The following is a 21,632-nucleotide window of genomic DNA, read 5'->3' as shown; positions in this document are numbered from 1 at the left end:
TGACCATGGAAAATTCTACGAAGTCAGAAACTTGCTCCACTAGTCCACTCCCCTCGACCACTCGACTAGTGCTGTCACCGGAACAATCCGACCTGCTAACCGACACCGGGGAAGCCTGCTTTGCGCTGGTCGCAAAAGCATCCGCGCCAACCGATCCGAAACGCTGGGTGCTCCATCTACTGCCCGTGTCGATCAAGCTGGCCAACGATGGGACCGCCGTTGCGCTGGGGACCAAGCGAGCAGTCACACCACGAACCCCGAAGCCGAAGCCATGAGCCGACGAGGAAGAAGGAACAACAGCACGAAGCAGCACGGGACGCTGACACCGGAGCAGCGGAAAATGCGACGCGAGATCGTGCTAAGCCGGGAGGTAGCCCGGGCGTGCACAGTATGGCTTGAGAGTCGCGGCATCCGGTCGGAGTCGTGGAAGGGTAAGCCTGACGGACAGGGCGCGCAGGAGGCGAATACGGGGCAGGACACCCCCCTTGAAAGGCTTCCGTAGCATCAGCAGTGCTCATGCGACGCGTCGCCCATGGGAATCGGGCGCACCTTTTAAACCTTAGGACACAACTAAGGTTAGTCATGAAACGCAACCCCCCCACAGGGAGATTCGCCCCACATGCAAACTAATTGCATTTGCAACTTGCTTGCATCGGACAAATAGTGTTCATTCGTCCCGTGCTCAAGCGAACCATACCCGATGCAGAACTTGGCGAAATTCTCGGAGTCGATCCGCGCCAAATCCGACGTTTCCGCGACCGTGGAATCGACCCTGAAAATCCTGCCGAGCTGATCGAAACCCTCGCAACCCAGAGCAGGACCGGAGCCCTCTTCTTCTATCTGAGCCGCGACGGTGTAATTGAGAAATGCAATCAACAGATCGCCGCCGCCCGCAGACGCGTGGCTTTGGCCAAATACGCTCAATAAATCATGCACATCACACTAAATGACGTCATCCATCAGACCCTAACAGACCGGGTTATTGATGGACTCTCCAACATCAATCGAGGCGAAGAAATCACCCTCGACATCGACAGCCCCGGTGGATCCGTTAGGCACGGATACAAGCTCGTAAAAGCCCTTCGCAAAGCATCTGCCAACGGCTCTAAGATCACCGCGAACATCACAGGGACTGCCGCGAGCATGGCCTCAATCATCGCCATGGCCGCCGACAAGGTTCGGATCGAGAAGAGCGCCGTGTTTATGATCCACGATGCTTCCATTTCGCTCGGTGGCAATCCCGCCGAACTTCGGGAGCTGGCGAGCATCGTTGACGAGCTTTCGAATGACCTGGCCGACATCTACTCTGCCAGATCGAAGAAGCCCGTCGGCGAAGTCCGCAACATGATGAAGGCGACCACGTATTTCACCGCAGAAGAGGCCGTGAAACATGGCTTCGCAGATGAAGTCTTTGAGGCATCCGCGCAACTCCCTGAAACCCTGCTTGAGCGCATCGCAGCACTCGAAAAGGAAGTCTCGAACGCCAAGACCTCGACCTTGCCGCCTGCGTCCGCTGCACGCCGTCTGGAGATCGCAGCACGCAAGACCGCTCAGGCCCTCACAAAAGATCGCGCTGCCACGAAATATTTCGGGACCACTGCAACCGAAATCCTCGCTTTGCCTGAGGACGAGCAACGGAAACTCCCCGCCGCCACACTTATAACCGCCGCCCGGTTTGGCACCACAGCCGAGGCCGCGAAAATCAATCAACTCCTCAAATCCAACTGATCTAACATCATGACCAAAATTTCAAAAACGAGGGTAATCCCCAACGTCCAGCTCGAAAGCTTTGATCCTTCGGCTGCCGATAAAAAACGAATCACGGATGCAATCACCGAGCTTGCAAGGCTCGACGGTATCCTCGCTGAAATCACCGACCTCCGCGAATTTCTAGACTCTGCCGGGGCACGTTTCGCCGCTGGTGAATTGACCATGGCCGAGGCGGTTTCCACGCTGGCAGTGTCCGCGAATTCGACTGACCGGGGACTGCTTCAATCAGCACTGAGGACGCCGATCAAACGAGCAATCAAGACCACGATTGCCGACGTGGCCGACGTCCTCGACGCGTTCCACGACGACAAGGAAGCGCAACTGAAAACGAAGTGCGCGGACCTTGAAGCCATCGAACGTCAATCGGCTGAGGAAGTCGGTATCCATGCCGACGAATTTGCACCTAGCGACACACTCTGCCGACTTCGCGAGTCATTCAAACGCTGTAAAGCCAACCGTGGATGCGGTCGGGAAGCCCTTCACAACGTCGCCCGTGAACTCGGGATCGACGTCTAACACTCTCTGCGGTTCTAGGTTCTCCACAGAGTAAAAGTCCCCGCTCGGGTTGGTTTCCGAGCGGGGCACCTTTTCAAAATATGAAGGCAAAATCATTCGGACTCACATCGTCCTCATTTATCCCACAATCGGACTTCACGGCACAGCAGAACGAGGGCGGACGCTGGACGGCTACACAGTCCTTTCTCGTCCTGCAATCCGCGATGGACGTATTCACGGGGCAGCAGAGACTTATGCCTGGCGTTGCCGCAACCGCGCTGGATCCAGACTTACCGGACTTCTATCAGTTCCTGAAGTTCCAGAGCTTTGAGATCCGGCACATGGAAGCCGGGTGGGCGACCATTGACGCGAACTACGTCGGCTTCTGGTCTGCCGGATATGGGGGTGATAGCGACGAACTTCCGACCACCTACACTCTAGGCGGCTCGATCGAAGAGGAATCCATTCTCAGCCATCCGAAAGTAGTGGCGCTTTCAAGTGGTGAACGCCAGTTACTGGCCGCCATCGCGGACGGGACCGTTGAATGGGACGCTGGAGAATCGAAACTTGGGACTCGGAACCAAGACACCGGGGAATTCGTCCAATGGGACGAGGTGGCGCAGGTGATCGTTTCGCCGGATGCCGTGTTTGCGGCCGACCGGCTATCTGAAGGCGTCGTCTCCTACAAAATCCCGCGCTTCTCATGGACCATGCAAGAGGAATCGACCAGCCCGATCTCGACATCTCGCGTGAACAATCTTGGAAAAATCGACAATCCGGAGGGTGACCCGATCGAGCCTAACGGGTCTCGGAACTGGATGCTCGTCGCCGCTGACTCCGTGCAGAACGGCACATCCGGCGCGGTCTACTCAAACACGCTCACTTGGCTCCTTTCGGACCGCGACGGGTGGGACAACTTTCTATATGGAGACCTCGAGGAATGATTATTCCGCCCTCACCCTCTGCACGCGTTGAACTCCTCATTCAACTTGCCGGGGAAATCAGCATCTTGCGCGAACTTGGCGACGACTTGACCGCCGTCCAGCATGCGACGCTTCAGAGGCTCACACGCGAACGTGACGAGCTTATGAGGGTCTCAGGCATCCGGCGAGCGGTGGCCGCGATGCAGCGCCCCGAGGATCCGCTGACGGCCGATTTCCACTGACCACTTGACGGCGCCACCCGCGCCTGATTGGCTCAGACCCGACGGCGTTGAAGAGCCGTCCCGCATCTCAACCGTCGGACTTATCACCTGACAGCGGAACTCAAGAGAACTAGGCCCCGTTTCTGATCTACTGCCAAGGGTGATTCCTTGTCGGGAAAGCGCTTCAACGCTGATCGGAGACGGGGCTTTTTCGATACTGAAACAACATGAGAACGAAAACCAAGGCCGCGAAGGCCAAGCATGCAGGAATCAAAGAGATCGAGTCAGGAACGATACGATACGAGATCGTGAAGCCCTCGGTCGCTTTCAAGCTCGATGTTCCTGTCTCCCTATTAAAGGCACTGTGGGGCGTTTCGCTGTCCCGTTGCATTTCCCGCGTCTGTCCGAAGGACATGGATGACCTGCCCTATCGAAAGCGGAACTGGAACCGCCCGTTTCGGACCACGGGGTGTTACATCGCGCCGAAGAGCAAGCTGATCGAGAAGCTGGACCCGAACGAAAAGACCGACGACTGGCGAATCGAGATTCAGGAGCCATGCTTCACCGCTTCGGAGGCGATGGCGAAAGAACTAGGAATCGAGCTTCGCGACGTGTTCCTCGCCGCGCTGGCCTACACAGTCGAAGTGAACAAATCGGAAGGCCGCAAATCATGAAGCTGACCATCAAACCGCCCAGGAAGCGCTCAGAGATCGCCAAGGAGATCGAGGAGCTTGTCGCCAAGCACGGAATCCCCAAGCGGGAGCTTGAGCGCCTGCTACTCGAAACAGGGCTTCAGCAGTTCAAAACTGATGGGGTGACGATCCGGAAGTGCACATCCATCAATTGATGGATCTGGACGCAGAGACCCCGTCGGCGATGCTGGCGGGGTTTTTTCGTGTCTGGGATGGTCGCCGCAGGTTTGGGCACACTTTGGGCACAGTTCCCGACTCTAACAAAAAGGCCCACCACGAAGGCGAGCCATAAGTCCTTGAAAACCAAAAGATACGCGCGAGAGGAATCGAACCTCCACGGGATTGCTCCCACATGAACCTGAATCATGCGCGTCTACCAATTCCGCCACGCGCGCGTTTTGTGTCGATCTCTCGACGGGCGGGGAAAACATCATGCAAACTCCATCTTTGCAACACGAATTCGTGGAAAAATCACCGAAGCCCTGTCGCTTAGCCGTTGCCAAGTCCGGCCACCAACTCCCAACCTCCGCTCATGCGCAATCCTGCACCTGTCATCCTCTCGCTTCTCCTCGCAGCAGCGGCCCTATTTCTGATCCTTCGAAAACCGGAGACCCCTCAGGAAAAGGCCACCGATCCCCCACCTCCAGTAGCGGAAGCGGTCGATGCCCCGCCCGCAGAAACCGGGGAAGACAGCGACCCTGTCGCCGCCTCAGCCACCAGCACCACCTGGCCCCAGGACAAGAGCGACATCCCCGCCGACCCGAAAGCCGTCTTCGGCTCCCTCGATAATGGCATGCGCTACATCATTCTACCGAACGCCGAGCCTCCGAAGCGCTTGTCACTTCGCCTCCACATCGCCGCCGGCTCCCTGATGGAGGCCGAGGACCAGCGCGGCGTCGCCCACTTCCTCGAGCACATGGTCTTCAATGGCTCGAAGAACTTCACGCCCGCCGAACTCATCCCAAGAATGCAGCGCCTCGGCATCGCCTTCGGTGCCCACGTCAATGCCTACACCTCATTCGATGAGACCGTCTACATGCTCGACCTCCCGGAACAAACTGAAGACACCATGAAGCTCGGCTTCACCGTGATGCGCGATTTCAGCGATGGCGCCTTACTTAAGGAAGAGGAAATCGACAACGAACGTGGCGTCATCCTTTCGGAAAAAACCAGCCGCGACTCGGTCGGCTACCGCATGATGCAGAAGCAGTTTTCCCAGCTCCTGCCGGACTCACTTCTCGAAAAGCGTTTTCCCATCGGCACCGAAGAAGTCATCAAGACCGCACCGCGCGAACGATTTGTCGATTTTTACGAGCGCTACTACACGCCGTCCCGCATGACCTTCATCGCGGTCGGCGATATGGATCCTGCGGTGATTGAAACCAAGATCCGTGAAACCTTCAGCAGCCTGCGCAACCCGGAGAACCCCGGAAGCGATCCGGACATGGGTAGCGTGACCTCCGTCGAAGGCCTCAAGCCTGCCATCTTTGCCGACAAGGAAGCCACCGGCACGGAGCTTGGACTGCTCAGCGTCGACACCCACACCCCGCGGATCGACAGCAAGGAAACCCGTATTTCAAGAATGCCCCTGAGTGTGGCCAACTCGATCCTCGGGCTGCGTTTCGACCGCCTTGCCAAAACCGAGGGCTCTCCGATTCTTGGTGGCTCCGCCAGCAAACAGGACATCTTCAACTTCGTCGAACTCGGCAGCATCGATCTCAACGTCGCCGACGACCGCTGGGAAGAATCAGTGCCGGTGCTCGAACAGGAATTCCGCAGAGCGATGGAGTATGGCTTCACCTCCGCCGAACTCACCGAGGCCAAAGCCAACCTGCTCAACGCCTATCAGCAAGCCGTCAAGTCCAAGGACACCCGCCCTTCCAACAGTCTCGCCACCGCCATTGCCGGATCGATCAACGACGGTCGCGTCCTGACCACTCCGGAAACCGATCTTGCGATCGTCGAAGCCGGTTTGGAAACGCTCAGCGCCGAAGACTGCCACAAGGCCTTCGTCGATTTCTGGGAAGGCCGCGGGATGCACCTCATCCTGACGACCAAGGTCGCTCCGAGTGATGCCGAGGAAACCCTCGCAAAACTCTATCAGGAATCCACCACCCAGCCCGTCGATCCCCCGAAAAAGGAAGTGCTCGCCTCCTTCGCCTACACGGAATTCGGAGAGCCGGGCACCATTGAGTCGAAGGAAGAAATCACTGACCTCGGCATCACCCAGCTGAAGCTATCCAACGGCGTCACGGTCAACCTGAAGCCTACCGATTTTGAAAAGAACCGCATTTCGATCTCGACGCGAATCGGCAGCGGCCGGCTGACCATGCCTCCCAACAAAGTCGGGCTCGCCGAGTTTGCAGGAGCAGTGATTGAAGGCGGCGGCATCGGGGAACACACCGTCGATGACCTTCAGCGGATTTTCGCAGGCAAGAACATCGGTTTCGGCTTTGCCGTCGGCGATGATGCCTTTGGTCTGAGCGGGCAGACCACGCCTGAAGACTTCGACCTTCAGATGGCGGCCATGACTGCCCAGATCCTTCATCCCGGGTATCATCCCGAGGCCATCACCCAGTTTCGCAAACAAATTCCGATGCTCTATCAGCAGCTCAAGCACACCTCGGCCGGCTCGATGCAGGAAATGAGTGCCTGGCTCAGGGGCGACGATCCCCGTTTCAGTTTTCCGAAGACGGCTGACACCTTCCTCAGTTATACCGTGGATGACATCCAGCCATGGATCGAAGAATCCTTCACCAAGGCCGACATCGAGCTGAGCATTGTGGGTGATTTCAAAAGCGAAGAAATCCTTCCTTCGATTCTCCGGACCTTCGGAGCGATCGACAAGCGACCTGCGCCCGAGGAATTGCCGGCCGAGGTCCGCAAGGTCGCCTTCCCGGAGAGTCCCCAGAGCAAATCCTTCAGCTACGAAAGTAAGATCGCCCAGGGCCGCGCCATCCTCATCTGGAAGACCGAAGGCATTCGCCACAACCACGAGCACTTCCGCCGCCTGAATCTTCTCGGCGACATCCTCGGTGATCGTCTCCGTGAAGAGATTCGCGAAAAGCTGGGTGCCTCCTACAGTCCTCAAGCCGGCGTCAATGGCTCCACCGCCCTCGATGACTTCGGCTTCATGCTCACCCTCAGCGAAGGCAAACCCGATGACATCGAGAAACTCGTCGAGGTCAGTGAGTCGCTTGCCGCCACGCTCGCCAAAGAAGGCGCCACCGAGGATGAACTCGACCGGGCCCGCAAGCCCGCCCTTGCCGACATCGACAAGAACCTTCGCGACAACGGATACTGGCTCTCCAATGTGCTCTCGGGTAGTCAGCAGGAACCGCACAAGCTCGAACTCGCGCGGAACCGCAAGTCAGACGTCGAATCGATCACCCTTGAGGAGATCAACGATCTCGCCGCGAAATACCTGACTCCCGACAACGCCATCAAGGTCACCATCAAATCCGAGGAAGGCGTCCAAACGGCGGAGTGAGGCCTTCTCCGCTTCCGTTTCACCTCCCCAGTTGAGACAGCCCAGGAATTAATGATCCGGGCTGTCGCAGCAGGCGCCGAGCCGCCCCCCCGGCTCAGCCAAATGCCTTCAAGAATCCCACCTCGAGGGCGAGTTGTTCCTGAGCGTTGGTCTCCAGAGTCACCCGCAGATCCTCGATCGCCTCCATGCGCTGCAGCAGACCCGTTAGAGACTGCGCCGCTGCCACGCCCCGCATCGAATCCTCGCATTCAGGGAAATCCAATCCGGCGGCGCCGCTTTTGATCCGCAGCACATCTGCCAGCCACGCCTGAAGCACGTCAAACAAGCGTGCCCGCTCCGCCAAATACTCGGACTCCGCCACCGATTTCAGCGCTTCTTCCCGACGTTTCAGCCAGTCACCTTCGACGGCATTCTTGAGCGTCTTTTCCTCCTCCTTGAGAATTTCGTGAGCGGCGGCCTCGGCCTCCGCCTTTTTCCGCGCGAGGATCAGGGAGAACACCGACTTCAAGCCCAGCGCCACCGCTGGAGACCCCAGGCCTGCCGAAGCCGCCATGTTCAGCGACTCGATCAGTTCAGCGCCCCCCTCGCCCGTAAGGTCCAGCTTTCCGACCAGCGGCATCCGCACACAGCGTGAGATCACCGTTGGCAACAAAGCTCCCGGTGTCGCCGTCAGCAACAGCAACAAAGTCCGTGGTGGAGGCTCCTCCAAGGTTTTCAGAAAGGCATTCTCCGCTTGAGGCATCATTCGATCGGCATCCACGATGACCCCGACCTTCCAGGCATCCGGCCCGGCCACCATGTGCAGCGACTTTTCCAACTCGCGCATGTCCTCGACCCGGATCCGACGAGATTTCGACTGCGGGCGCAAAATTCGCACCCACTCCCCCTGGAGTTCATCCAGCGGCGGCACCTCAACCTTCACCGGCTCGCCAAACAGGTCCATTCCTCCGCCGCCGCTTCCTTGAAGCGATTTCACAATCCGCGCCGCCAACTCTTCTTTCCCTGATCCCCTTGGTCCGCTGATCAAAAATGCATGCGCCAAGCGCTGTCTTTCGTGAGCTCCCTCAATCAAAGAAACCGCCTGATCCACCGTAAATGCCATCGCGCCCGAATGCTGCCGAGCTCCCCTCATCTCCGCAACGTCAAAGGCGGCTCCAAGCCGCGAAAGAAAGAACCTCAACAGCCCACCAAAACCCCTCAATGAACCTCGCAAATTCCAAACCTTGCGGCAAAATTTGCCACAGGGTAGAACTCAACTTAGCTCAGAAAAAGAACCATGAACTCTCTCTGCATCGTCGCGGACACCCACCGCAAGCACCGCGAATTGAGCATCCCAGAGTGTGATATCCTGATCCACTGCGGAGACTTCTGCAGTTTCCGAAGGGAAGATGAGAAGACGCTTCATGACGTGGACACATGGTTCGCCGAGTCTCCAGCCAAGCAGGTTGTTTGCGTAGGTGGGAATCACGATTTCCTCCTCCAAAGCAGGGAATTCCAATTCAGCCATGGAACCCTACTTGAAGACAGCATGATCGAGATCAATGGTTTGCTGATCTATGGAGCCCCCTGGTGCCCCGATCTATCTGGATTTGCCTACTATGCCACGCAGGAGGAATTGATCGATCGATGGGCAAATATCCCGAGTGGAGTCGACATCCTCGTCACCCACACACCTCCCTTCGGAATTCTCGACACACCTTCGTCCGGAACCGGTCATCTGGGCTGCCCCCACCTGCTCAAAGAGCTTCGGCGGATTCAACCACGTTTGCACGTCTTCGGCCACATCCACGCCAGTCGCGGTGCCCAAGAATCTCAAACCACCCGCTTCATCAACGCGGCAGTCGTTGGAGGCCGCCAATTCGAAGTCCTGCACGCTCCGACCATGGTCTCACTATCCACCCGAATTCGCTGAACAATAGACATAGCTCTTCTTATCCTCCCTCCCCCCCTTCGTTATCTTCGTTTCCTCCCGAAAAAATCCTCTCCAATGCCGAACAAAAAGGCCGACTGCATCGCTGCACCCGGCCTTCTCAAAAATTAAATGGACGCCTGAGCTTACTCAGCGGTCGGAGTCTCACCGGAGTCCTTGGTCTCCTCATCGACCTTCTTCGCCGCCTTCTTGGCTGGAGCCTTCTTCACGGCCTTCTTGGCGGCGACTTTCTTGGCTGGAGCTTTCTTGGCTGCCTTTTTGACCGCTTTCTTTGCTGGATCAGCAGCCTTCTTGGCAGCCGACTTCTTCACGGCGATGCCGCCGAGCTTGGCTTGTTCCTTCTTCCGCTTGAGGTAGTTCTTCCTGCGGCGGCGTTTGACGGTGGTTCTGTGCTGCTGTCCCATGATCTTGGAGGGCAGGGATTTAGATGCCTGCCGCCGACCTAGCAAGGGGAATCTCGCGGATATCTTTCCTGCAGAGCGCAAATGCTGTCAATTCGTCCTCGCCTACACCCCTTCTCCGCTGTTTCTTCCCGCCCATGCCCGGCCTCATCATCGCTCCCCGCGCCCGAATCTATCACGGTCACGAATGGATTTACGGCACCGAAATCAAAAAGACCTTCGGTGACCCGCAGCCCGGCGATGTCGTGACCCTGAAGGATTTCCGCGACCGCCCGCTCGGATCCGCCATCTATAATCCGAATTCCCAGATCGTGGCCCGACGCTTCTCTCGTCGCCGTCAGGATCTCGACGCCGACTTTTTCCTTCGTCGCATTCGTCAATCAATCGACCTGCGCCGTCGCGTCGGCATCGATGAAACCCTCTGCCGTCTCGTGTGGAGCGAGTCCGATGGAATCCCGGGACTGATCATCGATCGCTATGGCCCGAATGTCGTGATCCAGACCTTGACGCTGGCAATGAGCCAGCGCCTCGACCTGATCACCCAGGCCCTGCGCGAGCTCATTGCCCCCGAGGCAATCATTCTTCGGAATGACTCCCCCGTGTTGAAAGCGGAGGGCATCGAACAGGAAATCCGCATGCTCGAAGGTGCCAACCCCGGCCCCTTCACCGTGCGCGCCAATGACCTCGACTTTGAGATCGACGTGATGGACGGGCAGAAGACCGGACTGTATCTCGACCAGCTCGAAAGCCATGCGGAAGTTGCGAAGCTCGCCAAGGGCAAGCGCGTGCTCGATTGCTTTACCAACCAGGGTGGCTTTGCCCTCGCCTGTGCAAAAGCCGGTGCCGCCAGCGTCACCGCCGTGGACATCTCGGCGAGCGCCTGCGAAAGCGCCCGCCTCAATGCCGAGCGCAACGACCTCAAGATCGAGGTCATCGAGCACAACGTGTTCGACTACCTTAAGGCCTGCGAAGACCAGTTCGACCTGATCATTCTCGATCCGCCGAGCTTCACCCGCAACAAGAAGACCCTCAGCGGTGCCATGCGTGGCTACAATGAGATCCACCTGCGTTCGCTCAAGCTTCTCGACAAGGGCGGCCAGCTCTCCACCTTCTGCTGCTCGCATCACGCCAGCCGCGAACTTTTCCTACAGAACATTGTCTCCGCTTCCACCGACGCGAAACGCAGCTTGCGCCTCGTCGCCGAGCACTCTCAGCGTCGCGACCATCCGGTTCTCCCGGCCATCCCCGAGACGAGTTATCTGAAAGGCTTTACCGTAGAAGTCATTCCAACCCGGTAAGCCCCGGACTCAGAGAATCTCTTCGGCCACCTCCGACCCCTCCTCCTCAGGAGCGGTCTCCGGTTGCTCCGCTTCAGGAATCTGCGGCACTCGGAAAAACTTCTTCTCCTCGGTAAAATGCGGGTCCGCCATCAGCGTTCCCGGTTTGACTCCGGTCACGTCGATCCACTTGCCGTTGTAAGGGCTGATCACAAATCCCGGCTTGTCGGGAACCGGTTCCGCCACGGGAATCTTGGGTGCCTCCACTTCCTCCTCGCCCGTGGCAGGTGGAGGTTTCACCGTCTTCGTCTTATCCGGGGGCTTCACTCCCTCCACCGTGGAAATGATCTCATCGACCTTCTTTAGTGGGGACTCGGATTTCCGCTCGGGCGTATTCGCGTCCCGACCTTCTTCCTTACAAGCGACGAATAACAGCGTCGACGCAATCAAGATTCCCAATCCCTTCACTGTCTGCATGCTCTGAAGTATCAGCGGCGGGTCAAGCACTCGTCGTTTAAATCGTTGCATCGGGTTGTCATATTTTTGCTCTTCGACCAGACTTGTCCCGCCGATGTTCCCCTGGACTGACCCACATGAGCCCCTGAGATTTGATCGTTTCATGGCCGCTGCACTGCACGATCCGGACCAAGGCTACTATGCCCGCCGTATTCGGGGCGTGGGTCAACGGGGTGATTTCACGACCACCGCCGCCATCTCTCCCGCCCTCGGAAAGGCCATTGCCGCCTGGGCAAACCGGACTCTAACCAGCGAGGGATGCGGCGACCTGATCGAGCTCGGCCCCGGTGAGGGAACCCTCGCCAAATCGGTCCTCGGCCATCTTCCCTGGCATCGACGCCTGCGCACCCGACTCCATCTCGTCGAGTCCTCGGCCACGCTGCGCGAAAAACAACAGCGCCTGCTCGGCAACAAGGTCCGCTGGCACCGAAACATCCAGGATGCCCTCGATGCCTGTGACGGGAAGGCTTGCCTCTACTCGAACGAATTCGCCGACGCCTTCCCCGTCCGCCGATTCAGAAAATCCGGTGACCACTGGGAGGAACTCTCCCTCCTCCCCGATCGCGAAGTTTGGTTGCCCATCGCCGAGCTTCCCAGCAGCACCCTTTTCCAAACCCCATGGGCCGAGCAGCAAGTCATCGAAGTCCACGAGAGTTATCATCAATGGCTCACGCAAATGCTGCCTCATTGGAGGAAGGGCCGTCTGCTCACCATCGATTACGGTGCCCGCGACAAGGACCTCTACCACCGCCAACCCGGTGGCAGTTTACGCGCCTACTTCCACCACCAATGCCTCACCGGCTCCGAGGCCTGCGCCCGCCCAGGGCATCAGGACCTCACGACCGATATCAATTTCAGCGACCTCTTGCATTGGTCCCATTCAGCCACTGAACTCATCGCCCTCACTCCTCAAGCCGAGTTCCTCGCCCCCTTCATCGACGCAGCGAACCCTGCCGACCAATACGCCATCGACCCCGCCGGCCCCGGCACCGCCTTTCTCTGTCTCGACCAACGAAGAATGAGCTAGATCTCAAACTTGCAAGCCGTCCAGCGCATGCCATTTTCCCTCATGCTTCGCGCCCTCCTATCGCTCGTCGTTCTAACGGTCACTACCAGTGCTTTTGAACTCCCCGCGAGTTCGACCCAATGCGTCGTAGGCGTTGCCAAGGACTGGAACGCCTCACATGTCACGCTCACCGCTTATGAAAAACGCGGCACGCAGTGGGTCAAGGCACTTGGTCCCTGGCAGGGACGACTTGGAAAAAGTGGACTCATCTGGGGATTGGGCATCCACCCGAATGCACCCGGTGCCAAACTAAAGAAGGAGGGTGACGGGCGAGCCCCTGCCGGAGTCTTCCACATCGGTGGTGCGTGGGGATACGATGCGGCGATCAAGAAGCACCCGAATCTCTTCTACCGGCAGATCACCAAGCGGGACCTCTGGGTCGAGGACAGCGCATCTCCCAGCTACAATCGTCACCTCATCCTCGATCACGAGCCAGCGACAACCTGGGAGAAAAAACAGCAGATGCGCCAGGGCGATCACGCCCATTCGCTCAAGCTCTTCGTCGCGCACAACGCCCCACCCAAGGTCAAACCCGGCGGCGGCAGCGCCATCTTCTTCCACATCTGGCGCGGCGGCGGATCCAAGCCAACCGCCGGTTGCACCACCATCGAGGAAAATCACCTGCGTGAACTCATCGCCTGGGTTGATCCTAACAAGCAACCGCTCTACGTGCTCCTCCCGCAATCCGAGTACGCCGCCAAACGCGCCGCGTGGAAACTACCTTGAAGGATTACTCGGCGCCACGCCCTTGTAGAGCGCGACGAAACCGACGGTGATCATGACGATCACCGCTGCAAGAATCGACCAGTAGCTCGTCCAGCTCCCGTGCTCACCCACGACGGCAAAATCGTACAGTTGCCGCACCGCAATCGTCCCGATCAATGACCCGATGCCCCCGCTGAAAAGCGCCAGCAGTCCCTGCGCCTGACTCCTCATTTCGATCGGCACCCGCCGATCAAGAAACAACTGAGCGGTGATGAAAAAGAAGGTGTAGCAGAAGCCATGCAACGAAATCCCAATCATTAGTCCCGTCCGCGTTCCATCCATCCCTGACCAGGCGAACAAGGCATAGCGCAGCACCGACAAACCCAGCGCCAGAGTCAGTAGGGTCTTCACCCGAAAGCGGGTCATCAGCGATGCCATCAAGACCATCGCCACCACCTCACTCACCTGCCCCAGCGCCATCGTCGCCGACGCCTTCGTATCACCGAGCTCCGCGAGATGCTTCGGTGCCCACATGTAAAAAGCCGCAACCGGCATCGACCAAAGCGCCGCCACGGAAAAGAACACCAAGTGATCCCTTTCTTTCAACAAACGGAACGCATCCATTCCTAACAAAGTCCGCCACGACCTCGAACGCCCCGGTGGTGGCGTCGACGGCAAATAGAACGCAGCGAAACCTCCAAGCAAACGAACGCCCGCCGCCGCGTAACCCGACACCACCGTGCCATCGGCATTCAGCACGAAACTCGTGATCAGCCCCGCAATCGCCCAACCAAAAGTCGCCCCCAAGCGAACCAAGGGAAACTCACGTTCCCCCGAGCGCAAATGCGCCATCGAGATGCTCGCCAACATGCTCCACATCGGTGCCGAAATGATCGCACAAAGGAACATCAGCACGAGAAACACCCATGCCGGGCATCCCAGATCGAGAACCAGAAACGCTCCGCCTAGGAGCACTGAGCTGATCAGGCCAAGCCAGCCCATGACCTTCTCGCCGGAGAAACGGTTGTCCGCCAAAGCGCCGACACACAGCGGCGATATCAGCGCCGCGACCGGACCCGAAAGCCACGCCCACTGCACCACCATGCTGTCGAAACCCCGTTCGCTCAGAAGATTCGTCAGAGCCGGCACATAAAAACCCGGCGACATCCCGAGCAGGAAAAACATCAGACCCAAGCCGCCCATGATCCTCCCCGGGCTTCTATCAGGTCTCCGCTCCTCAGACACATGCGGAGCCTACGTCGCCATTTCCTCCGAGCAAGCCCCGCGAGCCTCCCGCGTCCCATCAGGACAATTCCATGATCGCCCCAGGCTTTCCACGCCGTCGTCCTGGCCAAGGAGACAGCCCATCGCTCCCGTCAGCCAGGAATCGCGTCGCGTTGCGACGCTTCATTTCACGACCCGTCCCTCACCCCCGGATCTGCCCCTCGCCCCGGACCCGGTACTGATAACTCGTCAGCTCCCGCAATCCCATTGGCCCGCGAGCATGCAGCTTCTCCGTCGAAATCCCGATCTCCGCGCCGAAACCAAACTCTTCACCATCGGCAAAGCGAGTCGAGACGTTGTGGAAAACGCAGGCCGAATCAACCGAGTTCAAAAACAACTCCGCTCTGTTCTCATCCGCCGTCACGATGCAGTCCGTGTGGTGGGATCCATGTGTGTTGATGTGCGACACCGCGTCCTCAAGCGAATCCACCACCTTGATCGAAAGTATCAAATCAAGGTACTCCGTTCCCCAGTCTTCCTCAGTCGCGGGGAGACAATCGATCTGCACCTGCGTGTGTTCACAACCCCGCAACTCCACACCCTTCGCCTTCAAGGCATCCGCCACCACCGGCAAGAAGCTGCCTGCGACTTCCGAATGCACTAACAGCGTCTCTAGCGCATTGCAGACACCCGGTTTCTGAGTCTTGGAATTCACCACCAGGCTCACCGCCATGTCGAGGTCCGCGGTGGCATCGACATACACGTGGCAAATCCCATCGTAGTGTTTGATCACCGGCATCCTCGCCTGGGCAACCACCGTTTCGATCAGTCCCTTTCCTCCCCGAGGAATGATCACATCGAGCCACTGGTCCATCTGGCACAGCGCCGTGACGCTCGACCGATCGGTGAAAGGCACCAACTGAATCGCATGGTCCGGAAGTCCTTCTTTGGCGCCGGCCTCCTGCAAAGCCTTCGCAATCGCACGATTCGAATGAATCGCCTCAGAGCCACCACGTAGAATCGTCGCATTGCCGGTCTTGAAACAAAGCACGGCCGCATCGCTCGTCACATTCGGCCGACTTTCAAAAATGATCCCAATCGTCCCGATCGGCACCCGCACCTGCTCGAGGCGCATGCCATTCGGCCGCTTCCACTTTTCCATCACCTCACCCACAGGATCGGGCAGCGCGGCAACCTGTTCGATCCCGCCCGCAATCGCATCCACCCGCGCCTCATCGAGCCGCAGCCGATCCAGCATCGCCTTCCCAAGCCCCTTTTCCTCGCCCGCCGCGATGTCCTTCGCATTTGCCTCGACGATCTCCGCCGTCGCCGCACGCAGCCCCGCGGCCATCGCCAGCAGGATCGCATTCTTTTTCTCGGTCGAGAGTTGTGACAGCTTCAGCGCTGCCGCCCGCGCCTGACGCGCCATGGTTTCTACCGCTGCCTGGACTTCGCCTTCCTTCATGCGCGGAATCAAACAGCCCTTTGCTCCGCATGCAACCCCAAGCAAACTAGCTCACGAGAAAGCGCGTCGATATCCCGCTCTCGCCGGCAAGAATCCGCCCCAGCCTCTCCGGCCGGCGTCCATTCGCAATGTGCGTTTCGATTCCCGAATCGACCGCCAACTTCACCGCCTTGAGTTTCGAAGCCATCCCGCCGATTGAGAACTTGCCCTGCTCATTTTTGACGAAGCCCATCACGTCATCGACGTTTGTCACCTCGGGGATCAAGACGCTGTCATCCGGTGAAAGCAGACCATCCACACTGGTCAGAAGGATCAGGCGCTTCGCCCCAATCAAGCGCGCCACGTTGACCGAGAGCATGTCATTGTCACCCACTTTGAGTTCCTGCACTGCCACCGAATCGTTCTCATTGATCACCGGCACAATCCCCTTCTTCTCAAGCAGGCAATCAAGGGTGTTCCGCACATTCCGGCTGCGAGCCTCCGTTCTCAAATCTTCTCCGGTCAACAAAACCTGGGCGACCGACAAATCGAAATTCCGAAACAGGCTTTCATAAATGTGCATCAAGCGAGCCTGGCCGACCGCTGCGCAGGCCTGCTTGGTCTCCAACTCGGAGGGATAGCCTTTCAGCCCGAAAGCCGAGACTCCCGCACCAACCGCCCCCGAGCTCACGAGCAAACAGCAATGACCCTGCTCCGTCAGTTCCGCGATTGCTGTGACCAAGCGCACCAGCGATCCTCCATCGAGCGTTCCATCGCTGACTTTCGTCAGCACCCCAGTGCCTGCCTTGATGACGGTAAGTGATTCCATAGCCGAAAAGCGCCGCCCCTATGCCCGCAAACCATCGCATGCGCCAATGCAAATTAAGCCGACTCGCAATCCAAATTGACGCCATGACGCCATAGCGCTAATTTGACCCCATGAGCAAGGCCACCCTGTACTTGGATGATCCGATCCACAAAGCACTGCGCCTGAAAGCAGCCGAAACCCGCCAGTCCATGTCGGAACTCGTCAACGACGCCCTCCGTGCAAGCCTTCACGAAGACCTCGAAGACATTCAGGATTGGAGGGAGCGAAAAAACGAGCCGACCCTGAGCTTCGAGGATTTCGTCAAGCAACTCAAAGCCGATGGCGTCCTATAAAGTCGAGTTTGCGAAACAGGTTCAGAAGGACTTTCGAAAAATCCCCAAGCCCGATGCCGAAAAGATCCTCCGGCAGATCGCCGAGCTCGCCACGCAGCCCTTCCCCTCAAATTCAAAGAAGCTCAAAGGCGAAGAGCTCTATCGGGTTCGCATCGGCAACTACCGCGTGATCTACGAAATCCACGGCGACCGCCTGGTGATCACCGTCGTCAAAGTCGGACACCGCAAAGATGTTTATTAAAGCAGGTCGTCGAAAACCGAATCCCGCTTGCCCAGAACCCCATCCAGCCCTAAAGCCTCCCCCGTGAGCACTTTCCCAGCACGCGGCGACAAGAAGGAGGTCGAAGAAGGCCTCGGATTCACCCCGAAGTTCGATGCCGACGGCCTCATGCCGGCCATGGCCATCGATGCCACCACCAAGGAGCCCCTGATGCTCGCCTACATGAATGCCGAATCCCTCCAGCTCACGCTGGAAAAGGGCGAAGCCGTCTACTGGTCGCGCAGCCGACAGGAAATTTGGCACAAAGGCGCCACCTCGGGCCACGTCCAGAAAGTTCGGGAGATCCGCACCGACTGCGACCAGGACGCGATCGTCCTCTACGTCGAGCAGATCGGCGCCGGCGCCTGCCACACCGGTCGAAGCGGTTGTTTTTACCGGAAAATCGACGCTGCCACCGGTGAAATGAGCTTCATTGGCGACGGCAAGGCCTTCGACCCGGAGAGCGTCTACGGAAAGGGCTGAGAAATAACCGAAAACAGCGAATTTCGCGGTTGCAAATGGGAATAAGTTCCCCTAGTTCTCCCGCCCCTCGCGCAGACGGGGAATCATTTTCGCACTATTTAAAGCAAAGGACGACGCCATGGACATCATCAATAAGATCGAGCAGGAGCAACTGAAGGACGAAGTTGCAGACTTCAACGTTGGCGACACCGTCAAGGTTCACACCCGCGTGGTGGAAGGCGGCAAGGAGCGTATTCAGATCTTCGCAGGCATCGTCATGGCTCGCCGTGGTTCCGGTGTGAACGCATCGTTCACCGTCCGCAAGATTTCCTACGGTGAAGGCGTTGAGCGTGTTTTCCCGCTCCACACCCCGCGCATCGCCAAGATCGAAGTTTCCCACAAGGGCAAGGTTCGCCGCGCCAAGCTTCACTACCTCCGCGAGCGCGTTGGCAAGAAGGCCACTCTCGTGAAGAGCGCTGAGAAGTGATTCTCTGAGAAGTGATTTTTCCAAAACGCGCCCCGGTCTGATCCGCGGCGCGTTTTTTGTGCCCGGCGATTGCGGCCCTCCCCACATTCCCCCTTGGCGAGCGCCTTCACCTTCTCCATTTTCCCAGCCGTGCGACGCGTCCCACTACCGATAGTATTCCTGCTCTGCATCGCGGTTGTCGGCACCATCTGGTGGCACGGCACCAGGGATTATGACTTTCTGAAACCTCCCTCGCCGACCGAGATCGAGTTCGCCCGGCAGCGTGCCGCCGGCGAGCTCGCGCAACCTTCCGACCTCTTCGCCGTAGAGACCCTCGCGGAGGAAACAATCGCTGAAATCCCTCCGCCGGAACCACCTCCGGCTCCACCGCCACCCACTCCGGTCATCGAAATCGGCGACCTCAGCGCAGAGCCGGAACTCGACGCCTGGACGGACGAAGTCGACAAACCCGCCGCCTCCTTCGTCAATCTCGCCTCGAAGCTTGAGGCTGACACCCAGTTCGCTTGGGCGCTCCTCGCCTGGGAACGAGTCATCGATCACAGCAAACCTTCCGGTGAAGAACTTGAAGCCGCGCTTAACGGGATTCGTCGCATCCGGGCCACCCAGGCTCCATGGAACGATGACCCGAAAGCCGCCACGGAACTCATCATGAATGTCGACGCTCCGGGCGATCGCTTGAAGCTCTCCATGAAAGCCGCCAATGAGGCCGCCGATGCGGTTGAGAAGGCGAGTTCAGGACTTCTCATGCTCTCATCCACCGTGCGCAAAGGTCGGGCCACCGCTGCCTCACCAAAGCTAAAGGTGACCCTCACCTCCAAGGAGGCCAGCGAACCCCCATCGGTCGAAACACCTTCCCCTGAAGACGCCGAGGACATCAAGAAAGAGATCCTCCGCTCTGTTTTCAAACTCGTCGCTTCCAAGCTCGCTCTTCGAGACGACCTGCAACCTATCTCACTCCCCCAATCTGGCGAAGAGCCTGCCGACTCCCTGGAGTGCCGGATTACCCGCCTCGCCTGGATGAAGTTTGCGGAATCCAGCGCTTCTCCCTAAGAGAACACTGGACCGTCGCGTTTTCTCGAGGAAGCTATCACCTGTGACCCTGCGAATCCTACTGCCCCTGCTCCTCCTGCCCGTCGGCCTCCTCGCCGAGGAACCGACATCGCCCCCCAAGTCCGTCGAACCACGCAGCCTCCCCGCGCCCGACCAAAAGGTCGCCGAACACCAAGCCGACGTCACCCGACTCGACGATGGCCGCGTCAAAATCGGCGAAATCCTCATCGACCCGAAGACCCGCGAAATTCGTTTCCCGGCCGAGGTCAACATGGACGAGGGACTTCTCGAATTCATCGTCGTCCATGAGAACGGCAAAATCCACGAGTCACTTCTGAGCACCAAGATTTCCGCCACGAAGCTCAACATCGCGATCAAGCTACTTCACTACAAGGCGTCGCGGGAACTTTACCTGAAGCTCGAAGAGGACGGCAGCCTCAGCAGCGAGTTTGAAACGGCAAGCCCCGAGGAAAGCCAAGGAGCAAAAATGAAGATTGGCTTCGAGTGGCAGGAAGAAGGCGCCACCAAATCCGCCTCGGTCAACCAATGGATTTCCCACGCCGCCACCGAACAAGCGATGCCAAATGACCCCTGGGTCTACGGCGGATCCTTCGTGGTCGACGGCACTTTCGTCGCTGAAAGCTCGGGCGACATCATTGCCATTTTCCTCAGCAATGCCGCGATGATCAACTTCGCCGGCAAGGACAATCAGAACGACGACGTCTGGCTGCCCCACCCCAATCGGATCCCGGAAATCGGGACACCCGTCACCGTCGTCATCTCACCATTCGAAGCCAAGAAATAATCATGAAGTCGATCACACTCATCGCCCTCGCCGCCAGTGTCGTCACATCCTTCGCACAGGATGCTCCGGACAATCCCTACCTCTCGCTTCAATTTGAAATGAAGCAGGCCATCGCCCGCGGAAACACCTGGCTGGCCAAGCAGCAAAAAGCGGAAGGCTACTGGGATGACCCCGAACTTCCCGCCTTCACCGCGCTCGCTCTAACAGCTGCTGTGCGCGATCCCTCCCTCGACCTCAAGAAGCCATTTCCTGAGAACATCGACAAAGGTTTCAAATGGCTCCTGGAGCAGCAGAAGGAGGACGGTGGCATCTACAACCGCGGCCTCAGCGTCTACAACACCGCCACCTCCGTCACCGCTCTAACATCCGCCGCTCGCGATGTCTACGAGCCCGCCATTGTCCGCGCCCGCAAGCACCTCATCGGTGAACAGTGGGACATCGGCAAGCCGAAGGAAACCGACCATCAGAACGATGGTGGTATCGGCTACGGCTCGCACAACGACCGTGCCGACATGTCCAACACCTACCTTGCTCTGGAAGCCATCGCACTTTCCGATCAGGTGATCGAAGACGGAAAATTCGGCGATCAGCCGAAGCTCGATTGGGATGCGGCCCTCACCTTCATAAGTCGTTGCCAGAACCTCGAGGAAACCAACGACCGCGAGTGGGCCTCGAATGATCCGAAAAACAAGGGCGGATTCATCTACGGACCCAATCAAACCAAAGCCGGTGAGGAAAAGCTGCCTGACGGTCGCACGGCCCTTCGCTCTTACGGCTCCATCTCCTATGCCGGTCTCCTGTCGCTCATCTATGCCAAGCTGGAACCCAGCGACCCACGCGTCGTCGCGGTGAAGGAATGGCTCGGCAAGAACTACACCCTCGATGAGAACCCGGGCATCGGCCAGGAAGGTCTCTACTATTACTATCAGGCCATGTCGAAAGCGCTCTCGGCCGCCGGCATCGACAAGCTCCCGCTCGAAGGCGGCGGCAGTGCCGACTGGCGCAAGGATCTCGCCGGCAAACTCCTCGCCAGCCAGCGGGAAGACGGACGCTGGGTCAATGACAACGGCCGCTGGATGGAATCCAACCCCGTCCTCGTTACCGCCTACACCGTCATGGCCCTCGAGCAAATCTACCACTCGATCCCCGGCAAGCCGTAAGAAGGGCAGACACTCCTTTCCGCCGAACCAATCTCGAGAGTGATCTCGGCCAATGAAGAAAAAGATCTTCAGAGGCCTCATCGCCATCCTCGCT

General features: G+C 58.5%; 25 protein-coding genes and 1 tRNA gene. 19 read left to right on the top strand and 7 right to left on the bottom strand.

The genetic code is table 11. The annotated features are described in order from the left end of the window. The first annotated feature begins 678 nt into the window (after positions 1–678). From ACFQY0_RS01085 to ACFQY0_RS01055, 7 genes are all read left to right on the top strand, one after another. Positions 679–927, top strand: coding sequence for a hypothetical protein (locus ACFQY0_RS01085; RefSeq protein ID WP_379708184.1), 249 nt, complete (start codon positions 679–681; stop codon positions 925–927). Between the two features lie 3 nt (positions 928–930). After that, positions 931–1,728 (top strand): head maturation protease, ClpP-related, encoded by a 798-nt coding sequence (locus ACFQY0_RS01080; protein ID WP_379708182.1) that lies wholly within the window; start codon positions 931–933, stop codon positions 1,726–1,728. 9 nt (positions 1,729–1,737) lie between these two features. Next, positions 1,738–2,286 carry a hypothetical protein gene (locus ACFQY0_RS01075; RefSeq protein WP_379708180.1) on the top strand — a complete coding sequence of 183 codons (549 nt, stop codon included), beginning with the start codon at positions 1,738–1,740 and terminating at the stop codon, positions 2,284–2,286. An 80-nt stretch (positions 2,287–2,366) separates the two neighbouring features. After that, on the top strand, positions 2,367–3,209 hold the full coding sequence (locus tag ACFQY0_RS01070; RefSeq protein WP_379708178.1) for a hypothetical protein: 843 nt from the start codon (positions 2,367–2,369) through the stop codon (positions 3,207–3,209). Continuing rightward, entirely contained in the window at positions 3,206–3,430 is a 225-nt protein-coding gene (locus tag ACFQY0_RS01065) for a hypothetical protein (protein WP_379708176.1), read from the top strand. Before ACFQY0_RS01070 ends, ACFQY0_RS01065 begins: the two co-directional genes overlap by 4 nt. A 206-nt stretch (positions 3,431–3,636) precedes the next feature. Then, entirely contained in the window at positions 3,637–4,083 is a 447-nt protein-coding gene (locus ACFQY0_RS01060) for a hypothetical protein (RefSeq protein ID WP_379708174.1), read from the top strand. Further along, a complete protein-coding gene (locus ACFQY0_RS01055; protein WP_379708172.1) occupies positions 4,080–4,256 on the top strand; it encodes a hypothetical protein in 177 nt (58 codons plus the stop codon). The genes ACFQY0_RS01060 and ACFQY0_RS01055 overlap by 4 nt, the downstream gene beginning before the upstream one ends. A gap of 156 nt (positions 4,257–4,412) precedes the next feature. On the opposite strand, the gene ACFQY0_RS01050 is transcribed toward ACFQY0_RS01055, so the two are convergent. Beyond that, positions 4,413–4,496, bottom strand: a tRNA-Leu gene (locus tag ACFQY0_RS01050). 137 nt (positions 4,497–4,633) lie between these two features. On the opposite strand from ACFQY0_RS01050, the gene ACFQY0_RS01045 reads away from it, so the two are divergent. Then, entirely contained in the window at positions 4,634–7,591 is a 2,958-nt protein-coding gene (locus tag ACFQY0_RS01045; RefSeq protein WP_379708170.1) for a M16 family metallopeptidase, read from the top strand. Positions 7,592–7,685: 94 nt separating this feature from the next. Here ACFQY0_RS01045 and ACFQY0_RS01040 read toward each other — a convergent pair whose 3' ends face one another. Next, positions 7,686–8,693: a hypothetical protein gene (locus ACFQY0_RS01040; protein WP_379708168.1), complete on the bottom strand. Its 1,008-nt coding sequence runs from the start codon at positions 8,691–8,693 to the stop codon at positions 7,686–7,688. Between the two features lie 174 nt (positions 8,694–8,867). Between ACFQY0_RS01040 and ACFQY0_RS01035 the strand changes: the two genes are divergently transcribed. Beyond that, positions 8,868–9,503 (top strand): metallophosphoesterase family protein, encoded by a 636-nt coding sequence (locus ACFQY0_RS01035; protein ID WP_379708166.1) that lies wholly within the window; start codon positions 8,868–8,870, stop codon positions 9,501–9,503. 143 nt (positions 9,504–9,646) lie between these two features. On the opposite strand, the gene ACFQY0_RS01030 is transcribed toward ACFQY0_RS01035, so the two are convergent. Further along, positions 9,647–9,925, bottom strand: coding sequence for a hypothetical protein (locus ACFQY0_RS01030; RefSeq protein WP_379708164.1), 279 nt, complete (start codon positions 9,923–9,925; stop codon positions 9,647–9,649). Between the two features lie 134 nt (positions 9,926–10,059). On the opposite strand from ACFQY0_RS01030, the gene ACFQY0_RS01025 reads away from it, so the two are divergent. Beyond that, positions 10,060–11,220 carry a class I SAM-dependent rRNA methyltransferase gene (locus ACFQY0_RS01025; RefSeq protein ID WP_379708162.1) on the top strand — a complete coding sequence of 387 codons (1,161 nt, stop codon included), beginning with the start codon at positions 10,060–10,062 and terminating at the stop codon, positions 11,218–11,220. Positions 11,221–11,229: 9 nt separating this feature from the next. Here ACFQY0_RS01025 and ACFQY0_RS01020 read toward each other — a convergent pair whose 3' ends face one another. Next, entirely contained in the window at positions 11,230–11,727 is a 498-nt protein-coding gene (locus ACFQY0_RS01020) for a hypothetical protein (protein ID WP_379708160.1), read from the bottom strand. A 91-nt stretch (positions 11,728–11,818) separates the two neighbouring features. Here ACFQY0_RS01020 and ACFQY0_RS01015 point away from each other — a divergent pair, with 91 nt between their 5' ends. After that, entirely contained in the window at positions 11,819–12,742 is a 924-nt protein-coding gene (locus ACFQY0_RS01015) for an SAM-dependent methyltransferase (protein WP_379708158.1), read from the top strand. Positions 12,743–12,784: 42 nt separating this feature from the next. Next, positions 12,785–13,507 carry a L,D-transpeptidase family protein gene (locus ACFQY0_RS01010; protein ID WP_379708156.1) on the top strand — a complete coding sequence of 241 codons (723 nt, stop codon included), beginning with the start codon at positions 12,785–12,787 and terminating at the stop codon, positions 13,505–13,507. Here the strand turns inward: ACFQY0_RS01010 and ACFQY0_RS01005 are convergent. The 3 genes from ACFQY0_RS01005 to proB all read right to left on the bottom strand — a co-directional run bounded on the left by ACFQY0_RS01005 (position 13,499) and on the right by proB (position 16,983). Beyond that, positions 13,499–14,689 (bottom strand): MFS transporter, encoded by a 1,191-nt coding sequence (locus ACFQY0_RS01005; RefSeq protein WP_379708152.1) that lies wholly within the window; start codon positions 14,687–14,689, stop codon positions 13,499–13,501. The genes ACFQY0_RS01010 and ACFQY0_RS01005 overlap by 9 nt on opposite strands. Before the next feature lie 223 nt (positions 14,690–14,912). Next, positions 14,913–16,175, bottom strand: a complete 1,263-nt coding sequence (locus ACFQY0_RS01000; protein ID WP_379708150.1) for a glutamate-5-semialdehyde dehydrogenase — start codon at positions 16,173–16,175, stop codon at positions 14,913–14,915. Positions 16,176–16,221: 46 nt separating this feature from the next. Continuing rightward, positions 16,222–16,983: a glutamate 5-kinase gene (proB, locus tag ACFQY0_RS00995; protein ID WP_379708148.1), complete on the bottom strand. Its 762-nt coding sequence runs from the start codon at positions 16,981–16,983 to the stop codon at positions 16,222–16,224. A gap of 110 nt (positions 16,984–17,093) precedes the next feature. Here proB and ACFQY0_RS00990 point away from each other — a divergent pair, with 110 nt between their 5' ends. From ACFQY0_RS00990 to ACFQY0_RS00960, 7 genes are all read left to right on the top strand, one after another. Beyond that, the gene (locus ACFQY0_RS00990) at positions 17,094–17,315 is read left to right on the top strand and encodes a ribbon-helix-helix protein, CopG family (protein ID WP_379708146.1); all 222 of its coding nucleotides are present in this window, start codon (positions 17,094–17,096) and stop codon (positions 17,313–17,315) included. After that, on the top strand, positions 17,302–17,556 hold the full coding sequence (locus tag ACFQY0_RS00985; RefSeq protein WP_379708144.1) for a type II toxin-antitoxin system RelE family toxin: 255 nt from the start codon (positions 17,302–17,304) through the stop codon (positions 17,554–17,556). The genes ACFQY0_RS00990 and ACFQY0_RS00985 overlap by 14 nt, the downstream gene beginning before the upstream one ends. A gap of 63 nt (positions 17,557–17,619) precedes the next feature. Then, complete coding sequence (gene hisI / locus ACFQY0_RS00980; protein ID WP_379708142.1) at positions 17,620–18,057, top strand: phosphoribosyl-AMP cyclohydrolase; 438 nt, start codon at positions 17,620–17,622, stop codon at positions 18,055–18,057. Positions 18,058–18,175: 118 nt separating this feature from the next. After that, positions 18,176–18,523: a 50S ribosomal protein L19 gene (gene rplS, locus ACFQY0_RS00975; RefSeq protein WP_379708140.1), complete on the top strand. Its 348-nt coding sequence runs from the start codon at positions 18,176–18,178 to the stop codon at positions 18,521–18,523. Positions 18,524–18,652: 129 nt separating this feature from the next. After that, complete coding sequence (locus tag ACFQY0_RS00970) at positions 18,653–19,573, top strand: hypothetical protein (RefSeq protein WP_379708138.1); 921 nt, start codon at positions 18,653–18,655, stop codon at positions 19,571–19,573. A 43-nt stretch (positions 19,574–19,616) separates the two neighbouring features. Then, positions 19,617–20,378, top strand: a complete 762-nt coding sequence (locus ACFQY0_RS00965) for a YdjY domain-containing protein (RefSeq protein WP_379708136.1) — start codon at positions 19,617–19,619, stop codon at positions 20,376–20,378. A gap of 2 nt (positions 20,379–20,380) precedes the next feature. Further along, entirely contained in the window at positions 20,381–21,538 is a 1,158-nt protein-coding gene (locus ACFQY0_RS00960; protein ID WP_379708134.1) for a prenyltransferase/squalene oxidase repeat-containing protein, read from the top strand. Positions 21,539–21,632: the final 94 nt, after the last annotated feature.

Origin of the sequence: Haloferula chungangensis (genome assembly GCF_042664875.1) — a bacterium.
In the GTDB taxonomy this organism is placed as follows: domain Bacteria; phylum Verrucomicrobiota; class Verrucomicrobiia; order Verrucomicrobiales; family Akkermansiaceae; genus Haloferula; species Haloferula chungangensis.
The sequence above is the reverse complement of the archived record's forward strand: the minus strand, read 5'-3'. Positions and strand labels throughout refer to the sequence as shown.